At 63.1% G+C, this 18,899-nt stretch carries 15 protein-coding genes and 2 tRNA genes; 4 read left to right on the plus strand and 13 right to left on the minus strand.

All coding sequences use genetic code 11. From position 1 onward, the window contains the following. Nucleotides 1-57: 57 nt before the first annotated feature. From ABUH87_RS01735 to recJ, 4 genes are all read right to left on the minus strand, one after another. Nucleotides 58-1,917, minus strand: coding sequence for a DUF6538 domain-containing protein (locus ABUH87_RS01735; protein ID WP_367768446.1), 1,860 nt, complete (start codon nt 1,915-1,917; stop codon nt 58-60). A 97-nt stretch (nt 1,918-2,014) separates the two neighbouring features. Next, a tRNA-Glu gene (locus ABUH87_RS01740) sits at nt 2,015-2,089 on the minus strand. Nucleotides 2,090-2,129: 40 nt separating this feature from the next. Further along, a tRNA-Glu gene (locus tag ABUH87_RS01745) sits at nt 2,130-2,204 on the minus strand. A 93-nt stretch (nt 2,205-2,297) separates the two neighbouring features. Next, nucleotides 2,298-4,088, minus strand: coding sequence for a single-stranded-DNA-specific exonuclease RecJ (gene recJ, locus ABUH87_RS01750; RefSeq protein ID WP_367768449.1), 1,791 nt, complete (start codon nt 4,086-4,088; stop codon nt 2,298-2,300). Nucleotides 4,089-4,231: 143 nt separating this feature from the next. Between recJ and ABUH87_RS01755 the strand changes: the two genes are divergently transcribed. Beyond that, nucleotides 4,232-4,741 (plus strand): flavodoxin family protein, encoded by a 510-nt coding sequence (locus ABUH87_RS01755; protein WP_367768452.1) that lies wholly within the window; start codon nt 4,232-4,234, stop codon nt 4,739-4,741. Between the two features lie 67 nt (nt 4,742-4,808). Next, nucleotides 4,809-5,549, plus strand: a complete 741-nt coding sequence (locus tag ABUH87_RS01760) for a hypothetical protein (RefSeq protein ID WP_367768455.1) — start codon at nt 4,809-4,811, stop codon at nt 5,547-5,549. A 67-nt stretch (nt 5,550-5,616) separates the two neighbouring features. Here ABUH87_RS01760 and ABUH87_RS01765 read toward each other — a convergent pair whose 3' ends face one another. After that, nucleotides 5,617-6,576, minus strand: coding sequence for an NAD(P)H-dependent flavin oxidoreductase (locus tag ABUH87_RS01765; RefSeq protein WP_367768458.1), 960 nt, complete (start codon nt 6,574-6,576; stop codon nt 5,617-5,619). A gap of 177 nt (nt 6,577-6,753) precedes the next feature. Here ABUH87_RS01765 and ABUH87_RS01770 point away from each other — a divergent pair, with 177 nt between their 5' ends. Continuing rightward, a complete protein-coding gene (locus ABUH87_RS01770) occupies nt 6,754-7,926 on the plus strand; it encodes an FAS1-like dehydratase domain-containing protein (RefSeq protein ID WP_367768462.1) in 1,173 nt (390 codons plus the stop codon). A 178-nt stretch (nt 7,927-8,104) separates the two neighbouring features. Here ABUH87_RS01770 and leuA read toward each other — a convergent pair whose 3' ends face one another. From leuA to miaA, 7 genes are all read right to left on the minus strand, one after another. Further along, nucleotides 8,105-9,772 carry a 2-isopropylmalate synthase gene (gene leuA, locus ABUH87_RS01775; protein WP_367768465.1) on the minus strand — a complete coding sequence of 556 codons (1,668 nt, stop codon included), beginning with the start codon at nt 9,770-9,772 and terminating at the stop codon, nt 8,105-8,107. A gap of 247 nt (nt 9,773-10,019) precedes the next feature. Continuing rightward, nucleotides 10,020-10,343, minus strand: coding sequence for an I78 family peptidase inhibitor (locus tag ABUH87_RS01780; RefSeq protein WP_367768467.1), 324 nt, complete (start codon nt 10,341-10,343; stop codon nt 10,020-10,022). Further along, the gene (locus ABUH87_RS01785) at nt 10,343-10,993 is read right to left on the minus strand and encodes a YceI family protein (protein ID WP_367768470.1); all 651 of its coding nucleotides are present in this window, start codon (nt 10,991-10,993) and stop codon (nt 10,343-10,345) included. The genes ABUH87_RS01780 and ABUH87_RS01785 overlap by 1 nt, the downstream gene beginning before the upstream one ends. A 119-nt stretch (nt 10,994-11,112) precedes the next feature. Next, entirely contained in the window at nt 11,113-12,132 is a 1,020-nt protein-coding gene (gene ilvC / locus ABUH87_RS01790) for a ketol-acid reductoisomerase (RefSeq protein ID WP_367769141.1), read from the minus strand. Nucleotides 12,133-12,199: 67 nt separating this feature from the next. Next, nucleotides 12,200-12,715: an acetolactate synthase small subunit gene (gene ilvN / locus ABUH87_RS01795; RefSeq protein WP_367768472.1), complete on the minus strand. Its 516-nt coding sequence runs from the start codon at nt 12,713-12,715 to the stop codon at nt 12,200-12,202. 13 nt (nt 12,716-12,728) lie between these two features. Then, nucleotides 12,729-14,471, minus strand: a complete 1,743-nt coding sequence (ilvB, locus tag ABUH87_RS01800) for a biosynthetic-type acetolactate synthase large subunit (protein WP_367768475.1) — start codon at nt 14,469-14,471, stop codon at nt 12,729-12,731. A 172-nt stretch (nt 14,472-14,643) separates the two neighbouring features. Next, on the minus strand, nt 14,644-15,627 hold the full coding sequence (miaA, locus tag ABUH87_RS01805) for a tRNA (adenosine(37)-N6)-dimethylallyltransferase MiaA (RefSeq protein WP_367768478.1): 984 nt from the start codon (nt 15,625-15,627) through the stop codon (nt 14,644-14,646). Here miaA and serB point away from each other — a divergent pair. Further along, the gene (gene serB / locus ABUH87_RS01810) at nt 15,620-16,501 is read left to right on the plus strand and encodes a phosphoserine phosphatase SerB (protein ID WP_367768480.1); all 882 of its coding nucleotides are present in this window, start codon (nt 15,620-15,622) and stop codon (nt 16,499-16,501) included. The genes miaA and serB overlap by 8 nt on opposite strands. Nucleotides 16,502-16,613: 112 nt before the next feature. Here the strand turns inward: serB and purL are convergent, their stop codons facing one another. Next, a complete protein-coding gene (gene purL / locus ABUH87_RS01815) occupies nt 16,614-18,848 on the minus strand; it encodes a phosphoribosylformylglycinamidine synthase subunit PurL (protein ID WP_367768483.1) in 2,235 nt (744 codons plus the stop codon). Between the last annotated feature and the right edge of the window lie 51 nt (nt 18,849-18,899).

The raw sequence follows: 18,899 nt of genomic DNA on the forward strand, positions 1-18,899 counted from the left end.
TCAGGGGATGGCTGGGTCGAAATACTCAGCCATCCCTTGATCGATTGCGCTGGACGCCTAAAGAGAGAGCCCGAGCTGCGTCGGACCACCCGATACGGGCTTTTCCGGCGGCAGACCGACGAAATGTCGTCCCTTCGCCACCACCGAACCCCAGTCCGGCCCGTTATAGTCGATGAGGTTGATCACCACCTGTAGCGGGCGCATGTCGGCTCCGCGACCATAGCGACGGCCCACCTTCCCGTCGGAATGGCCGCAAATGAGATCCACCATTTCCTCAGGGGCGCGGCCGCGGAGAATACGGCGGATCGAATGTCGGAAGGAGTGGAAAACCTTCTCGTCGTCCGTGATGCCGAGACCTTCGAGGTATTGGGCGAAAAGGCGGGACACCCGATAGGTCCGCTTGCCGTATTTATTGGGCTTCAGGTCCGGGAAGAGCCACTCTGCCCCTTCATCGCGCCGGCGCTGGAAATATTCGAGAAAGCCGGCACGGTGGAGGATCGGATGTAGCGGGATGTCGCGCTCCGCGTTCTGGTTCTTCCGGCCTTTTTCCTCCTGGCCCTGCTCGGCACGAACCTGGGCCCGATCGCGCTCGATCGCGATGAACCAGATGCCCTGTTCCGAACGGACATTCAAAGGACGGAGCGTGCCGAGCTCTTCGAGCCGGCAGCCGGTGAACGGGGCCAGGAGTACGATCCAGAAGAGCGTCTCCTCGCTGATACCGGTTCTGTCCGTGATGGCGAGGTTTCGGAAGATCGCCTCCATGTCGCCCTCGTCGAACGGCAGCCGCTTTTCCTCACTGTCGTCGAGTTCGACGAACTTGGCCTGTTTCGCCGCGTTGAACTCGAGCGGCACCTTCGACATCTTGTCGACCACGTGCTCTGTCACCGACCGGAGCGCCGAAAGCGACTTGTTCACCGTCGCCGGAGACAAGGTGTCGAGACCCTCCTTGGCGGCGATGGCGGCCTGTTCTTCGAGCGGCAGCGCCTTGATCGACTTCTTCGTACGGCCAGGAATCTCGAGGAGCTTTTCCCGAAAATCGCGAACCATCTGGGGCCTAATTTCGCCCATGTCGATGTCGCCATACATCGAGACGAACCGCCTTATGGCGAGATCCCATTCCTGGACGAGCTGGGGTTTGCGAGGCCGACCCTTTGTGTAGCTTTTCCAAGCATCGAAAGCCTCGCTGATGGTCAGGCCAACCTGGAAACCCGGGTCGCGCCTGGTCGCCGTACCGATCGCCTCGTCTTGCGAGCGCCCCCCTTCGATGACGATCAGGGATGGCAATGGAGATCCTGAGCGAGGCCGAGGCGTCGTTTCCTCGAGCGCCGTCACGAGGAGCCGGTGGCGAAATGCGCTGGCGACCTCGCCAAAAAGCGGTCCGTCCGATCTGATCTCTTTGCCTGAATGGATCGCGACCTGTTCAACGATCCAGCCGAACGCCTCCGTCGGAATGGTCTTCAATACCCCCAGCCGCATCGGCCAGTTCATTCGCGCACGGGTGTGACTCGCTCTAACCCGGAGGAGTTCATCGTCGTCTGGCGCCTTCTCGACCGCCTCGAAGGCGTAGGCTGGCGGCACCAGTGTCCCTCGATCGGTCGAGTTCATGGCGCGGTGAAATGCGGTAATGCGTGCGAGGCATTCCCGCAGCCATTGATCCGGCCGTTCCTTGTCGGCCAACCAGGCCTCGACCAGATGGCGGCCGGCCTCGGACCAACCGCCTGTGGCGAAGATAGCAGCTTCTTCCGCCAGCTGCGCATAGCGCATTGCTGGTTCGGCCATTTTCTGTCGGGCCTCGGCCAAGCTGCGCGTCTCAAGGCTCACCTTGAATTCGCGCTTCCCGAACACGGGACGCAGCTTCTCGGGGATGACCTTGCGGAAGTAGTAGATACCGGTGCGGGGGTCTTGGTGGAGCGCCATCAACCTGATCACTTTGTACGCATCCTTTGTACACAAGGACGGGTAAAGCGATCGTGAATCTCGCGGTTTTCCGCAACTCCGCCATTTTCGGCGGTTCTGGTGACCCCTACGGGAATCGAACCCGTGTTTCAGCCGTGAGAGGGCCGCGTCCTGACCGCTAGACGAAGGGGCCTTGTAGCCATTTTCCTTTAGTGCCTCGGCCGCGCACGGGATGGTGACCCCTACGGGAATCGAACCCGTGTTTCAGCCGTGAAAGGGCCGCGTCCTAACCGCTAGACGAAGGGGCCATCTCTCGTGCTGCGCCGAAGGCAGGCCCGCGCCTTTAGGCAAGGTGGGCAGGGGGGTCAAGCATCTTTCTTGTCCTTTTATCACGATGCGGCTCAATCGGCCCAAGCCGCATCGTCCAGCAGCAGCTCGGCCTGCGGGCGTGCGCCCCAATCATCGATCTTTGCACGCCCCGCGAGCCAGAGACGGCGTCCCTGGGAAGCGTGTAGCAACGCCTGGCCCATCTCACTCTCCGCAGCACGAAAGGCGATCGCCTTGAAGCGCCCGCCATCGTTGCCGCTGACGATCAGGCGCACATGATCGTTGCCGACAAGGTCCGCCTTGATGAGTCTTACCGGCCCTACGGCCACTTTCGGGCCGGGCCAGCCCATCCCGAAGGGCCCGGCGCTGTCGAGCGTCGCCACAAGCTGTGGCGTCATGCCTGCCGGGGCGAGCGCAAGGTCCAGCAGCATCGCCTGGTTACCCATCGCCGCGCCCACATCGCGTCCCAGCTTGTCGTCGAGCCAGTCGCTCAGCGGTTCCAAACGGTCCGGTGCGATCGTCAGCCCCGCCGCCATGGCGTGGCCACCGCCCGCGATCAGAAGCCCTTCTTCCCGTGCAGCTATGATCGCCGCACCCAAGTCGACGCCGGAGATGGATCTGCCGGAGCCCTTCCCATGGCCGTGCTCGTCCGCATCGAGCGCGATGACGAGGGCGGGCTTGCCGGTCTTCTCCTTGATCCGTCCGGCCACGATGCCGATCACACCGGGATGCCAGCCGGATCCTGCGAGCACGAGGACCGATCGGTTGTGCTGGCGTTCCATCTCAGCCTCTGCAGCTTCCTGCACCGCCTGCTCGATGGCGCGGCGCTCATCGTTCAGGCGGGAGAGCTGCGCGGCAATTTCGCGGGCTTCATCGGGGTCATGAGTTGTCAGCAGGCGAACGCCAAGCGTCGATTCGCCGACGCGTCCTCCGGCGTTAATGCGAGGACCAAGAGCGAAGCCTAGATCGCTGCAAGTCGGTGCCCTTGAGAGCCGGCTGGCGTCGATCAGCGCCGACATGCCGATGTTCTCGCGGCGTGCCATAACCTTCAGGCCCTGGGCGACCATGGCTCGGTTGAGGCCGTGCAGCGCTGCCACGTCAGCGACCGTCCCCAAAGCTACAAGGTCCAGAAGAGCGAAGAGGTCGGGCTCAGGCCGTGCCTCGAACCAGCCGCGCCGGCGAAGGGCGCGCACGGTCGCGACTGCCAGAAGGAAGGCTACGCCTACCGCTGCCAGGTGCCCATGACCCGCGGCGATCACACCTTCGTCCAGCCGGTTGGGGTTGACCAGGGCCGCAGCGGGCGGGAGCTCGGCTGAGCACTTGTGGTGATCGACGACGATCACGTCCACGCCTGCGTCATGGGCCATCGCCAGCGCCTCGTGCGCCATAGCCCCGCAATCCACCGTTACGATGAGGCTGGAGCCCTCCTTTGCGATGCGCACCAGTGCCTCGCCGGAAGGGCCATATCCTTCAAGCAAGCGGTCGGGGATGTAATAGCGGGCATCGTGGCCGAGCGCTCGCAACAAGCGGATCAGAAGGGCTGCGCTCGTGGCACCATCGACGTCGTAGTCGCCATAGACCGTCACGGTCTCAGCGGTCATCACCGCCTGCGCCAGCCGCTCGGCAGCAGCATCCATGTCGCGGAATTCAGATGGGTCGGGCAGAAAAGCGCGAAGCGACGGTGTGCGATTGCGCTCCAGGTCTTCACGCGCGACACCCCGCGAAAGCAGCAATTGCGTGACGATGTCGTCCTCCAGTCCCACAGGGCCGGAGCTAAGGTCCATGTTGCCGCCCCGCCAGCGCCAGGCTTTTCCGGACAGCGAGCGTTCGATACCGAAGACGGGAAGAGACAGGGACGATGTCATGCGCGCGCCTCTATAGCACCGCTCTACAAGCGGAAAGCCTGTGGGTTCTGCGCATGCGACGGACGGATGCCCTCTCCTCGGTCCGGTGTCGTATCCTTGAGGCTGTCCAGAGGGGCAAACATGATAAAGCGTTGTGATGACACATGCCGCCAGTACCGTTCGCAGCGGTGAGTGAGACCTTGCTCGCCGTCGTCTGGCACAGCCGAACCGGTGCGGCAGCCGCTATGGCGGCTGCGGTGGCGGAAGGAGCTGGAGCGGACTGCCGCCTGCTGAAAGCTGAATCGGCACGGCCCAGCGAACTGCTCGCCGCAAAAGGTTATGTTTTCGTCTGTCCGGAAAACCTGGCGTCCATGTCGGGGATGATGAAGGAGATGTTCGATCGCAGCTACTATCCGCTGCTCGGGCGCATCGAAGGGCGCCCCTACGCAACGGCGATCGCTGCGGGATCCGACGGCCATGGCGCACAGGCGCAGATCGACCGGATCGTGACGGGCTGGCGTTTACGGCGGGTGGCAGAGCCGCTCATCGTGAATTTCGGAGTACAGGCACCCGAAGCGATCCTCGCTCCGAAAGTCCTTCCTGAAGCTTCGGCGGACGCTTGCCGCGAACTGGGGGCTGCCATGGCCGAGGGGCTGCGTTTGGGCATCTTCTGAATGTCTCGACGAACCTGGCCGGTAAGGGCATGGGTGGCCCCTTAAACCTATGAAAGCAGGCATGGACATGAGCGACGTGGAGCGACGGGCAGGCACAGGGTTCGCGTTGCTCTTCAGGCGAGATGAGAGGCCGGATGCGTCGGCTATTCTGGCTGCACTCGATAAGTGCCAGACACCGGCCCAGTCGGCGCATGTCGATACCGGTGCAGGCGTTGCGGAAGTCGTCGCCAGAGGGCTCACGTTCGACGTTGACGGCTTGGCTCCTGCGGTGCGGTGCGAGATACCGACACCAGAAAGCTCCCACGGCTTCGCTGACCTCGCCGGGCTCGATGGACTGGAACCGGTGCGGCTTTACCCCGGTCATCACCTCTCGGGTGGACTGGCGCTGCCCCCGGTGGTGCGCACGATGGCCGCTCTTGCCGCGGAACTGAGCACCGTTCTGCCAGTCGTTGCAATCGTCTGGTTACCCGCGAACACCGCCACTGAGACGGGGGTCTTTGCCCACACGGTCCTGGCTTGGCTGGCCGGCGGCGCCTTTCCCGCTCACAGCTTCACGGCGCTTTCTGCGCTTGCTGACGGAACCGTTGTTAGCCGGGGGCTGGCGCATTTCGTGCAGCAGGAGATCTCCGTCTCTAACCGTCCCTCAAGCAAACCGGAGGCGACGCTCAGACTTGCGGCGCATGTGGTTGATCGTCTGGTTCAGGAAGGACGCATTGAAATGGCCACGCAACTCCAGATCCGCGGCGAAACGTTCTGCGCCGAGCCTGCGCAACAGGGTACGCGGGTTCTGGTCTGGCCCGCAAGCTGACCAGCGTTCGTCGGCCTGACGGGTGTTCGTCGGCCTGACGGGCGTTCGTCGGCCTGACAGGCGCTCGTCAGGCGGACTGCTTGGCGCCAGTACGCTCGGCGAGGTCTGCAATTGCACGTTCGTATTGCAGCGCCAGCCCATCGACACGCGCACTCACGGGCTCGACTGTGCGAATGGCTCCGATGCCCTGGCCAGCGCCCCAAATGTCCCGCCATGCCTTGGCGTCCATGTTCCCGCCAGATCCGAAGTTCATGATGCTGGGGTCGCCCTGAGGCAGGTTGTCCGGGTCCATGCCCGCTGCGGCAATGGAGGCGCGCAAGTAATTCCCGTGGACGCCGGTGAAGAGGTTAGAATTGACGATGTCGGAGGCTCGCCCATCGACGATCGCCTGCTTGTACCCTTCGACCGCATTTGCCTCAGGTGTGGCGATCCAGGGCGTGCCGACATAAGCGAAGTCAGCACCCATGGCCTGGGCCGCCAGGATGGAGCGTCCGCAGGCGATTGCGCCAGACAGCGCAACGAGGCCGTCGAACCAACTGCGGATCTCCTGCATCAGGGCGAAAGGCGATTGTACGCCGGCGTGCCCTCCTGCTCCAGCAGCGACGGCAATCAGGCCGTCGGCGCCCTTTTCGATGGCCTTGCGGGCGAAGGCGTCATCAATGACGTCGTGCAGGACGATACCGCCCCATTCATGAACCGCTGCGTTCACATCGGGCCGAGCGCCAAGTGACGTAATGATCATTGGGACGCGCCATTTGCGGCAAGTCTCCAGATCCTGCTCCAGCCGCGTGTTGGTCTTATGAACGATCAGATTAACGGCAAACGGAACGGCAGAGCCCTGCGTGCCCTCGCTGATCTCGTGCAGCCACTCGTCCAATTGGCTAGCGGGGCGGGCATTCAGCGCTGGAAAGCTGCCCACGATCCCGGACTTTACCTGGGCGATCACCAGCGCGGGGTTCGAAACGATGAACATGGGGGCGGCGATTACCGGCAGTCGCAGAGCTTCGAATGGCGCGGGAAGGGGCATCGGCAAGTCCGTTTAATCGAGCGGTTAAATTGGGGCATAGTGCCACAAGCCGGTTCTGTCGAGCCAGCACATCCGCCGTGGCGTTGCTGTCCTTGCTCTATGCAAACGGGGATGACCTGCTATGCGCGATGTAATAGACACTGCTGTCGATTAGTTAGTCTGCGAAAGGGAGAATGCATGGCAACCGCCCCCACGACGCTCGATACGTCGGACATTGATCAATACCTCGGCAAGACCATGGACTTCTCGCCCCTGCGCGAGCCCATTGGCAACAACGACATCCGCCGCTGGGTGCACGCGATGCACTATCCCAACCTGCTGCATTTCGACCCGAAGTACGCCTCGGAGAGCCGCTACGGTAAGCTGGTTGCGCCGCAGAGCTTCGCAATCGCAACGGACGACGGCCACGGTGCCGCACCTGCCTGCGTCGGCTGCATTCCCGGCTCGCACCTGCTGTTCGGCGGAGATGAATGGTGGTTCTATGACACCAAGGTGGTGGCCGGAGATATCCTCACCAACACCCGCATCCCCTTCGACTACACGCTGAAGCAGACGGGTCTCGGCCCCACGGTATTCCAGCGCGGCGATAACAACTACGCCAACCAGAACGGCGAGCCGATTGCCAAGCAGCGCTCGACCTCGATGCGCTATTCGGCTGCGACCGGCGGCGAGAAGGTCAACGAAGCCGACTTCGAAGAGCCGAGTTGGAGCGATGAGGAACTCGCCGCGCTTGAGGACCGCAAGTTCGCCTGGGTGCAGATGCTCCATGACCTCGGTCACAAGGAGCGCTGGTGGGATGACGTGAACGTCGGCGACGAGCTGCCCGAGCGCGTCTTCGGCCCGCACTCGATTGCCAGCTTCACCACTGAATGGCGCGCGTTCCTGATGAACACCTGGGGTGCTCTGAGCTTCCGCAAGAACGACTTGGAGGCACTCGGCTTCACCAAGGAGATGGCCGGGTACGAGAACGATCCGGACATGATGCTGATCAATCCGGAACTGACTGACGGCGCGTACTACGGCCCGTCGCGCGGGCACTTGTTCCCCAAGTACGCCCGCCGCATCGGCATGCCGCGCGGCTACGGCTACGGCGCGTCCATGGGCAGCTGGGTGACCGACTTCCTTTCGGGCTGGGCCGGCGAGCATGGCATGGTTGTTCACTCGATCGCGAACTATCGCGGTCCGGCTCTCACCGGTGACGTGACGATCCAGACTGCCGAAGTCGTCGACAAGACCGTTGACGAGGAAGGACGCCACCTCGTGCACGTGAAGCATAAGATGGTGAACCAGCGCGGCGTGACGATGTGCAACGGTACGGCTGAGATCAAGCTGCCGAAGAAGGCGGGGTAACTCGTCTTCCTCTGGAAGGTAAAGCGGGGCGAGGTCCAGAAGGACGTCGCCCCGTTCCTTGTTTGGCGGCTACGCGTCTCTGCTTGAGAGAGGCAAGCTGACCAGACGCTTTGGTAAACGCAGCCAATCGCGCGAGCCACGCTGCGGATGAGAGAGACCGAAGTCGCTCTCGCCGTTTCTAGGCGGCGTTGGCAGCGCTCAAGACGGCACGCACGCTGGCCGTCGCGACATCCTCGTCGATGCCGACACCCCAGACAGTGCGCCCATCCGCCAGCACGCATTCCACGTAAGCCGCGGCACGGGCCTCCGAGCTGTGGCCCATCGAGTGCTCCGCATAGTCACGCACTTCCAGGTTCACGCCGAAGCTGTCCTTGAGCGTTGCGACTACGGATGAGATCAGGCCATTGCCGCGACCCGAGACGGTGCGTTCCCGTCCGTCTACGCCAATCTTGCCCGAGAACATGCGGGTGCCGTCGGCAGCCTTGGCCTCGTCCCAATCGATCAACTGGTAGTGCTGCGGATCATCGAGGCGATAAGTGCGGCGGAAGACATCCCAAATGTCGCCTGCCTGCAGTTCGCGGCCGAGTTCATCAGCCAGTTCCTGTACGTGGCGCGAGAAGTGCGCCTGCATGCGCTTGGGCAGCTTCAGGCCCTGGTCCTGTTCGATTACCCAGGCGAAGCCGCCCTTGCCGGACTGCGAGTTGACGCGGATTACCGCTTCGTAGCTGCGGCCCAGGTCCGCCGGATCGATCGGCAGGTAAGGCACGGACCAGATCTGGTCGTTGCGCTTCTCCTGCGCCGCAAAGCCCTTCTTGATGGCGTCCTGATGGCTTCCGGAGAACGCGGTGAATACGAGTTCGCCGCCGTAGGGGTGGCGCTCTGCGACCTTGAGCTGGTTGCAATATTCGACTGTCTGGATCACCTCATCGATGTCCGAGAAATCCAGCTCGGGATCGACGCCTTGCGTGTAGAGGTTGAGCGCGACGGTCACGAGGCAGCAGTTGCCGGTGCGCTCTCCGTTGCCGAACAGGCAACCCTCCACGCGATCCGCGCCGGCCATGAGGCCCAGCTCAGCCGCTGCCACGCCGGTGCCCCGGTCGTTGTGCGTGTGCAGGCTCACGACCGCGCTCTCGCGGTTAGGCAGGTTGCGGCAAAAGTATTCGATCTGGTCTGCGTAGATGTTGGGCGTCGCCGCTTCGACTGTCGCAGGCAGGTTGAGGATGATCGGGTTTTCAGGCGTAGGCTGCAGAATCGCCATGACCGCCTCGCAGCACTCGATCGAGAAATCGAGTTCGGCGGTGGAGAAGGTTTCAGGACTGTACTCGAAGTGCCACTTCGTCTGCGGGTACTTCGCAGCCTGGTCGCGCAGCACCTTGGCGCCGTTTTCAGCAATGGCCCGGATCTCGGGCTTTTCCATGCCGAAAACGACCTGCCGCCAGAGCGGGGACACGGCGTTGTAGAGGTGAACGATGGCGGCGTGCACCCCGGCGAGGCTTTCGAAGGATCGCTCGATCAGGTCCTGACGCGATTGGGTGAGTACCTGAACCAGCACGTCTTCGGGGATGCGATCGCCGTCGACCAGTCCGCGGATGAAATCGAACTCGGTCGCACCCGCGCTTGGGAAGCCAACTTCAATCTCTTTGAGTCCAACTTTGAGCAGCAGGTCGAAGAAGCGCGTCTTCTTCTCTGCGCCCATCGGATCGATCAAAGCTTGGTTGCCGTCGCGGAGATCGGTTGAAAGCCAGCGCGGGGCTTTATCGATGACGCGGCCGGGCCATTGGCGATCTGGCAGGGCGATTTGCGGGAACGGACGGTACTTGACCGAGGGATCTTTCAGCATGGTCATGGCGAAAACTCGCTTGGGAGAGTGCGGCTTGCGGTGCGGAGTCTATGTCCCTTGAGCGCCGTTTCGCGCCCGAGATCGACGCGTCAACTCACGCCCAAGGGCGAGTAAGTCGCAGGGTAAGGCCAAGCCGAATGCTCATGTTCCCGCTATGGGCATTGCGCGCGCGGATGTAAAGAGTGCAGCCAAGCATTGCGTGCCGGCCATTCAGTTGAGGACTGCGCTCCGGTGGAGCGCAGTCCGGTTTATGTCAGACGCAACGCAAACGATCAATGCGCCCATCCGCGTTGGTGTGAATGGTGAGTCGGTCCTCGCGATAGTCCATCGTCATCGCATCATTGGGGCCAACGACGCGGACAGCTTGGGCTCCTGACTCCATTTTCATTTTCGCAAGAACGGACTCGCTTGGGATCATGCCAATGTAGCTGGACAGCTTGTCCGCGCCACATGACTTCAGCGCCTCAGACGGTGCCGGTGGAGTGGCTGCGTCCGGGCGCACTTCACCGGTGGGCGTGCAGCCGGCAAGCGCAGCTGCGGCGAGAACGCTCGCAATCGAGAAGCTGTGTCGTGTCATCACTTTTTCGTGAACGCCGCAGCAATCTTCAGTTCGACTTCGTCGCCCAGCATCGGGACCATTGTGTCCAGGCCAAAGTCACTGCGTTTGATCATGGTCTCAGCCTCGAAGCCTACGTTCTCCGATCCACCCATTTGCGCGGGCAGTTTCCCTGCGCCGTAGAACTCGACGTCGAGCGTCACTGGCTTCGTGACGCCGTTGAGCGTCAAGTTGCCCGTGACGTCGGCTTCGCCCTCTCCGGTCGGTCGAACCGAGGTGGACACGAACGTGGCGGGTGCGGGGGAGGGGCCGAAGAAGTCGGGCTTGGCGCCCGCGTCCTTGGGCGCGCGTAGCAGGTGGTCGGTGAGGCCCGCGCTTGCGGTTGTGACCTTGGCAATCGGGATGCTCACGGAAACCTTGGCGTTCTGTGGCGCCTGGGGATCGAGCTGGAGCGTGCCGGTAACGTCTCCGAACAGTCCGTAGTAAGGTGAGAAGCCGAGGTGGTCGATTTCCCACGCAACCAGCGTGTGCGCCGGATCGACCTGGTAAGTGCCGCCGGTAATCTGCGTGGCGTCACGCTTTCCTGGAGGTGAGCTGGGCGCCCCTTGTGCCCAGATGGGCGCTGTGGCGACGAGCGCGAGCGCAGTTGCGGATGCGAGATAGCGGCGCATGAAAAATCCTCCCGGGAAGCGAACCTGCTTGCAACTTGCTGCCCGGGAGGATGTTCCATGTCAAAGCGTTTCCTTACGCTCGCCCGACGGCCTAAGCTGCCGGGCGAGCGCTGCGCTTCTTAGTTCTTCGCCTTGTCGACGAGTGCGTTCTTGGCGATCCAAGGCATCATGCCGCGCAGCTTGGCGCCGGTTTCCTCGATCTGGTGGCGCTGGGCAGCCTTGCGCGCTGCCTTGAGCTCTGGCTGGCCGGCGCGGTTGTCCGATACGAAGGCCTTCACGAAGCGGCCCGACTGAATGTCAGCCAGGACGCGCTTCATTTCCTTCTTGGTCTCTTCGGTGATGATGCGCGGCCCGACCGTGATATCGCCGTACTCCGCAGTGTTGGAGATCGAGTAGCGCATGTTGGCGATGCCACCCTCGTACATGAGGTCGACGATCAGCTTTAGCTCGTGCAGGCACTCAAAGTAGGCCATCTCGGGAGCGTAGCCCGCCTCGACCAGCGTCTCGAAACCGGCCTGGACCAGCGCGGTGGCGCCGCCGCAGAGCACCGCCTGCTCGCCGAACAGGTCGGTTTCGCACTCTTCGCGGAAGTTGGTCTCAATGATGCCGGAGCGGCCGCCGCCGACGCCGGAAGCGTAGGCGAGGCAGAGGTCGTGTGCGTTGCCGGTGGCATCCTGCGCCACTGCGATGAGGCAGGGCACGCCGCCGCCACGCTGGTATTCGGAGCGCACGGTGTGGCCGGGGCCCTTGGGGGCGATCATGATCACGTCAATGTCGGCGCGGGGCTCGATCAGACCGAAGTGGATGTTGAGGCCATGCGCGAAGGCGAGGGCGGCGCCCGGCTTCATGTTGGCGTGCAGATCGTCGGCGTAGATGGCCGCCTGATGCTCGTCGGGCGCCAGGATCATGAGGATGTCGGCCCACTTGGCGGCCTCGGCGTTGGACAGCACCTTGAAGCCGGCGCTCTCAGCCTTCTTGGCCGTAGCCGAGCCCTCACGAAGCGCGATGGCCACTTCCTTGACGCCGCTGTCGCGCAGATTCTGTGCATGAGCATGGCCCTGGCTGCCATAGCCTAGCACCGCAATCTTCTTGCCGGTGATCAGGTTGATGTCCGCATCGGCGTCGTAATAGACCTTCATCATTCGATCCTTCTGCTCCGTCGGCCCATCCATGCGGACAACGACGAGGGGTGATTGTGGGAAATAATCAGGCTTCGCTGGCGCCGCGGATCATACCCACGATGCCGGTGCGCCCCACCTCTACGAGGCCGAGCTCGCGCATCAGCGCCACGAAGCTGTCGATCTTGTCGGGAGCGCCAGTGAGTTCGAAAACGAAGCTCTCCGTCGTGGTATCGACCGGGCGAGCGCGGAAAATCTCAGCCACGCGCAGCGCCTCGACGCGCTTCTCTCCGGTGCCGGCTACCTTGATCAGCGCCAGTTCCCGCTCCACATACGGGCCGTTCTCCGTAAGGTCGACGACCTTGTGAACCGGCACGAGGCGCTCGAGCTGATGGCGGATCTGGTCGACGACGTTCTGCGGACCGTGCGTAACGATGGTGATCCGGCTCACCGCATGATTGTCGGTGATATCGGCCACGGTCAGGCTGTCGATGTTATAGCCCCGAGCGGTGAACATGCCGGCGATGCGAGCCAGAATGCCCGCTTCGTTGTCGACGGTCACAGTCAGGACGTGCCGCTCCTCGGCGGCCCTTGTGATTTTCATGGTTCGGTTGTCCTCAGACCAGCGCTTTGGCTTCGTCATCCATCGTGCCGGCCACCACGTCGCCATGGAGCAGCATCTCGGTGTGCGCCGCCCCACTCGGGATCATAGGGAAGCAGTTGGTATCCTTGGCGACCAGACAATCGACGATGACCGGACCATCGTAATCGATCATCGCCTGGATGCCGGCATCGAGCTGGCTTTCATCCTCGATGCGAATGCCCTTCCAACCGTAAGCCTCTGCCAGCTTCACGAAGTCGGGAAGACTGTCGGAGTACGAGTTCGAGAACCGGCTTTCGTAAGTCAGCTCCTGCCACTGGCGAACCATGCCCATCCACTCGTTGTTGAGGATGAACACCTTGACCGGCAGGCGGTATTGCGTGGCGGTGCCCATCTCCTGGATGTTCATCTGGATCGAGGCGTCGCCGGCAATGTCGACCACGAGCTTGCCGGGGTTGCCACACTGCGCGCCGATCGCGGCGGGAAGGCCGTAACCCATCGTGCCGAGACCACCCGAGGTGAGCCAGCGGTTGGGCGAGAAGAAGTGGAAGTGCTGTGCCGCCCACATCTGATGCTGCCCGACTTCGGTCGAGATGATCGGATCGAGGTGCCGGGTCAGTTCGAACAGACGCTGCACGGCGAACTGCGGCGCGATCGCCAGTTCGGACCGAGGATAGGACAGGCTCTTGCGCAGGCGCCATTCGTCCACACGGGCCTTCCAGGCGCTCATATCGCGACCCTTGCGGCTGCCCCACTCCGTCAGGATCTGATCGAGGATCCGGGCGCAATCACCGACAAGAGGCAGGTCGACAGCCACCGTCTTGTTGATCGACGACCGGTCGATGTCGATGTGGATCTTCTTTGAGTTCGGCGCGAAAGCATCGAGACGGCCGGTGACCCGGTCATCGAAACGTGCGCCGACGCAGATGATCAGGTCCGCCTCATTCATCGCCATGTTGGCTTCGTACGTGCCGTGCATGCCCAGCATGCCGAGCCAGTCCGCACTATCGGCCGGGAAGGCGCCCAGACCCATGAGCGTGGAGGTGACGGGGGCGTCGAGCTTGGCCTGCAACTCCCGCAGCAGCGCCGAGGCGCGTGGACCGGAGTTGATCACGCCGCCGCCGGTATAAAGCACCGGGCGTTCAGCCGCGGCAATCATTTCCACGGCTTGGGCAATCTCGTCCGCCGGGGCCTGCTCGCAGGGACTGTAGCGGTTGCGACGCTGAGGAGCGCCTTCGTGCCAGAGAGCCGAGGCGATCTGGACGTCCTTGGGAATGTCGATCAGCACGGGGCCGGGGCGACCGCTGGTGGCGATCTGAAAGGCTTCGTCGATGGTCGCCGCAAGCTCGGCCGGATCACGCACCAGATAGTTGTGCTTGGTGCAGTGACGCGACATGCCGATGGTGTCGGCTTCCTGAAAGGCGTCAGACCCAATCAGGCCGGTCGGAACCTGGCCGGTGATGACCACAAGCGGAATCGAATCGAGAAAAGCGTCGGCCACGCCCGTCATCGCGTTGGTCGCGCCCGGACCCGAGGTGACGAGAACCACACCCGGCTTTCCGGTGGAGCGTGCGTATCCTTCCGCCGCGTGAGCCGCTCCGGCCTCGTGGCGTACAAGAATGTGCCGAATGCGCTCGTCGTCGAACAATGCATCGTAAATCGGAAGCACCGCACCGCCTGGATAGCCGAATACAAATTCGACTCCCTGTCGCACGAGACTTTCGACCAGGATGTTCGCGCCGCTGCGCTCTTCGGTCACAACACGTTCCTTACTGTTGCGGCGCACGCCGATTGTGCGCCTTGGCCGCCGGAAGGCTAAGGTGGCTCTTAATAAAAGGAACCCGGCACCACAATGGCGGGCCGGGCTCGAAGTGTGGCGCTGCCGCGAGTTCAGCTGCAGCACGCCAGGGCCGCCTAAAAGACTAAAAATGTCAGGTCAAGCCAAAGGTGCGCAATATTATTATATGAAGGTCGTTTGAGGTGTAATTCGAAGCCATGATCCGCGACCATTCTGGCGGAGGCTGATGCCTGAGCCAGGTGAATTGACGCTTCGCATAATTGCGAGTGGCCTGCGCGCCGCGCCGTCGCGCCTCCTCAAGGGGGATTTCTCGGCGCAGGAATGCGGCTAGCTCAGGCACTCCTATGGCTCGCATCACCGGCAAGTCAGGATCGAGTTGCCGCTCTAGCAAACGGCTGACTTCCTCTATCGCGCCATGCTCGATCATCCGGGTAAACCGCGCGTCGCAGCGGCCGTAGAGCGCCTCTCTCTCAGGCAGGAGAATAGCAGCCCGGAGGCTTATCCGGTCGCCAATTCCGCCCTCCATGCGCGCCTGCCATGCTGTGAGCGACCGACCGGTGGAGCGGATGACTTCCAGCGCCCGAGCTACGCGAGTCGCGTCCGCGGGTGCGAGGCGCGCGGCGCGCTCGGGATCTTCCTTGCACAATGCTGCATATGCCGCTGCGACCGGGAGGGCACGCACCTCGCTGCGCACGGTCTCGTCTATGGGGGGGACGGGCGCGATCCCATCCAGCAGAGTCCGGATGTAAAGACCGGTGCCGCCGACTAGCACCGGCACTCCGTCCTGACTGTGCACGGCTTCGATCTCTGCTCGCGCGGCAGCAGCCCAGTTGGCGGCCGAACACCCCTGGGCGCCGTCCCAGGTGCCGAAGAGGCGGTGTTCGATCCCACCCATCTCCTCCACGGACGGGCGGGCGCTCAGCACGGCAAGGTCGCTGTAGACCTGCGCACTATCGGCATTGATCACCACCGCGCGCTTGCCCCGTGCCTCGATCGCCTGGGCCAGCGCGACTGCACAATCGCTCTTGCCGCTGGCGGTCGGCCCTGCGATGAGCGCCAGCGGTGGCCGGGCAGGGTCCGGCCTAAGGAACCAGTCAGAGGAATTCGTATTGCTCATCGCCCGGCTGATAGCAGACCCGGACGGCCTGTCCGCAAGGATCGACGCCGCGCGCGCTGACCTCGAAGCGCGTGGCATTCGTCTGGCCGGCATCGCCATGCTCGACCACTGCGGGGAGACGGTGGAAATGACCTCGCCCGATGATGACGCTGCGGTCATGCTCGAGGTGCTGGACGCGCATCTGGCACCTGCCGACATTCTGGTGTCGAATGATGACATTCAGGTCCCGCGCGTGTTCGTGTCGGACATGGATTCGACCATGATCGGTCAGGAATGCATCGACGAACTCGCGGACTTCGCCGGCCTCAAGGACAAGGTAGCTGCGATCACTGAGCGGGCGATGCAGGGTGAACTCGACTTCGAGGCGGCGTTGCGGGAGCGAGTCCGGCTACTCAGCGACCTGCCTGAGAGTGCCATCACCGAATGCCTCACGAGCCGGATCAAGCCGATGGAGGGTGCGAAAACTCTCGTCGCAACGCTGAAGGCACGTGGGTGCCGCACCGTGCTGGTCACCGGCGGCTTTCACCATTTCGCTGATCCGGTCGCCGAGTTGCTCGGTTTCGATCTCGTGGTAGGCAATCGCCTCGAGGTATCATCGGGCAAGCTGAGCGGCGGCTTGGTCGGTGACATCGTGGACAGTGCCGTGAAGAAAGCGACGCTTCTCGCCGAGGCCGAGGCGCTGGGCGAGGGCGTTGTGACGCTGGCCATCGGGGATGGTGCCAACGACATCCCGATGATCGAGGCGGCGACTTACGGTTTCGCCTACCATGCCAAGCCCAAGGCGCGAGCAGCAGCGAATGGCCGGATCGATCGTGGGGATCTGAGCAAGGTGCTCAAGCTGCTCGGCATTCCCATGCGGGACTGGACGAACTGATCAAGCCGCTCATGCCGCTGATACTTTGCCGACTCTGCCGCGCGGCGCCAGCTTACACTTAACCCTATGAGATCGTGCGCCATCCTGGTCCGGGATGGCGCACGATCTAGCTTCAGGCGTCCATCCAGTCGCGGAAGAACGCTTCGTGAGCTTCACGCAGCACGCCGAGTTCAGTGCTGCTCTCTCCCCGGGTACTCCGGAAGGTCAGCGTCTGCCCTTGCGTTTCACCCAAGGCCACGCCGACAAGTCCGGCGCTTTCCACGACTTTCAGCACACTGGCGGGATCGCTGGTGGTCACGATATAGCGCGCCTGGTCCTCGCCGAACCAGAATGCCGGCTCACTCACCGTGTCTTCTGGTGCCGCAACAGCGAAGCCGATGTTCCCGGCTAGCGCCATTTCGGCCAGAGCCACGGCGATGCCGCCATCCGAGCAATCATGTACGGCGGTGACCTGGCTGTCAGCGATCAAGCCGCGCACGGTATCGCCGGCAAGCCGCTCCAAGGACAGTCCAACCGGCGGCGGCGGCCCTTCTTCGCGCCCCAAGACCTCGCGTAGCCACAGCGACTGACCCAAGTGCCCGCTCTCGCCCCCTATAAGGACGATAGTTTCCCCCACTACCTTGAACGCAACCGTGGCCATACCATCGTGGTCGTCCAGCAAGCCAACGCCGCCGATCGCGGGAGTGGGCAGGATCGCAGAGCCACCTCCCGTGGCCTTGCTCTCATTGTAGAGTGAGACATTGCCCGAAACGATTGGATAGTCGAGCGCGCGGCACGCATCGCCCATGCCATGCAGTGCGTGCACGATCTGCGCCATGATTTCCGGACGCTGGGGATTGGCAAAGTTCAGGCAATTGGTGATGGCCAGCGGCTTGGCGCCCACGGCGCTGATGTTGCGCCAGGTCTCGGCGACGGCCTGCATTCCGCCCTCGTAGGGATCGGCATAGACGTAGCGGGGCGTGCAGTCGGTGCTGATCGCAAGCGCCTTCTTCGTGCCGTGCACGCGCACGACCGCAGCGTCACCGCCCGGCTTCTGCAACGTATCCGCGCCCACCTGCGAATCGTACTGTTCCCAGATCCACTTGCGAGAGGCGAGGTCCGCCGTTCCCATCAGTTTCACGAGGTCGGCCGCCACGTCAGTGTTCTCCGGCACCTCAACAAGGTCCGGCACCTTCGCCCAGTCGGCGTATTCCTCGCGGCTGATGTAAGGGCGCTCGTACTCCGGCGCGTCGTCGGCCAGAGGGCCCAGGGGGATGTCGCACACGACCTCGCCGTTGAACTCGAGCACCATGTGCCCGGTATCCGTCACCTCGCCGATGACCGCGAAATCGAGTTCCCACTTGCGGAAGATGGCTTCGGCCATCGCTTCCTTGCCCGGCTTGAGCACCATGAGCATGCGCTCCTGGCTTTCGCTCAGCATCATCTCGTAAGGCGTCATGCCTTCTTCGCGGCAAGGGACCGCGTTCATGTTGAGGCGGATACCGGCGCCCCCCTTGCTCGCCATCTCGACCGAGGAAGACGTGAGGCCCGCCGCACCCATGTCCTGGATCGCGACGATGGCGTCAGTCGCCATCAGTTCCAGGCAGGCTTCAATCAGGAGCTTTTCGGTGAACGGGTCACCCACTTGCACGGTGGGGCGCTTTTCCTCGCTCTTCTCATCGAAATCGGCGCTGGCCATGGTGGCGCCGTGAATGCCGTCGCGGCCGGTCTTGGACCCGACGTACACGATCGGGTTACCCAGCCCGGTCGCGGCCGAGTAAAATATCTTGTTCTGGTCTGCGACACCCACTGTCATCGCATTGACGAGGATGTTGCCGTCGTAAGCCTTGTGGAAGTTGGTCTCGCCGCCGACCGTCGGCACGCCGACGCAGTTGCCGTAGCCGCCGATGCCGGAGATCACGCCTTGCACGAGGTGCTTCATCTTCGGGTGGTCGGGGCGCCCGAAACGCAGCGCATTCATGTTCGCCACCGGGCGTGCGCCCATCGTGAAGACGTCGCGCAGAATGCCGCCGACGCCTGTCGCTGCACCTTGGTAGGGCTCGATGTAACTCGGATGGTTGTGGCTCTCCATCTTGAAGATGGCAGCTTGCCCGTCGCCAATGTCGATCACCCCGGCGTTTTCGCCCGGGCCGCAGATTACCCACGGCGCGCTGGTCGGCAGCTTCTTGAGATGCACGCGGCTGGACTTGTACGAGCAGTGCTCCGACCACATGACTGAGAATATGCCGAGCTCAACGAGGTTTGGCTCTCGGCCTATCGCGTGCAGGACGCGATCGTATTCCTCGGGGCTGAGGCCATGCGCCGCAACGACATCGGCCGTGATTGCTTGGTTCGTGATTCCGGACATGCAGCGCGCCTTAGCGGCCCTGCACGGTTGGCGCTAGGCCCGGCGCGGGGG

The organism is Novosphingobium rhizovicinum, assembly GCF_040813635.1.
Taxonomy (GTDB): Bacteria; Pseudomonadota; Alphaproteobacteria; order Sphingomonadales; family Sphingomonadaceae; genus Novosphingobium; species Novosphingobium rhizovicinum.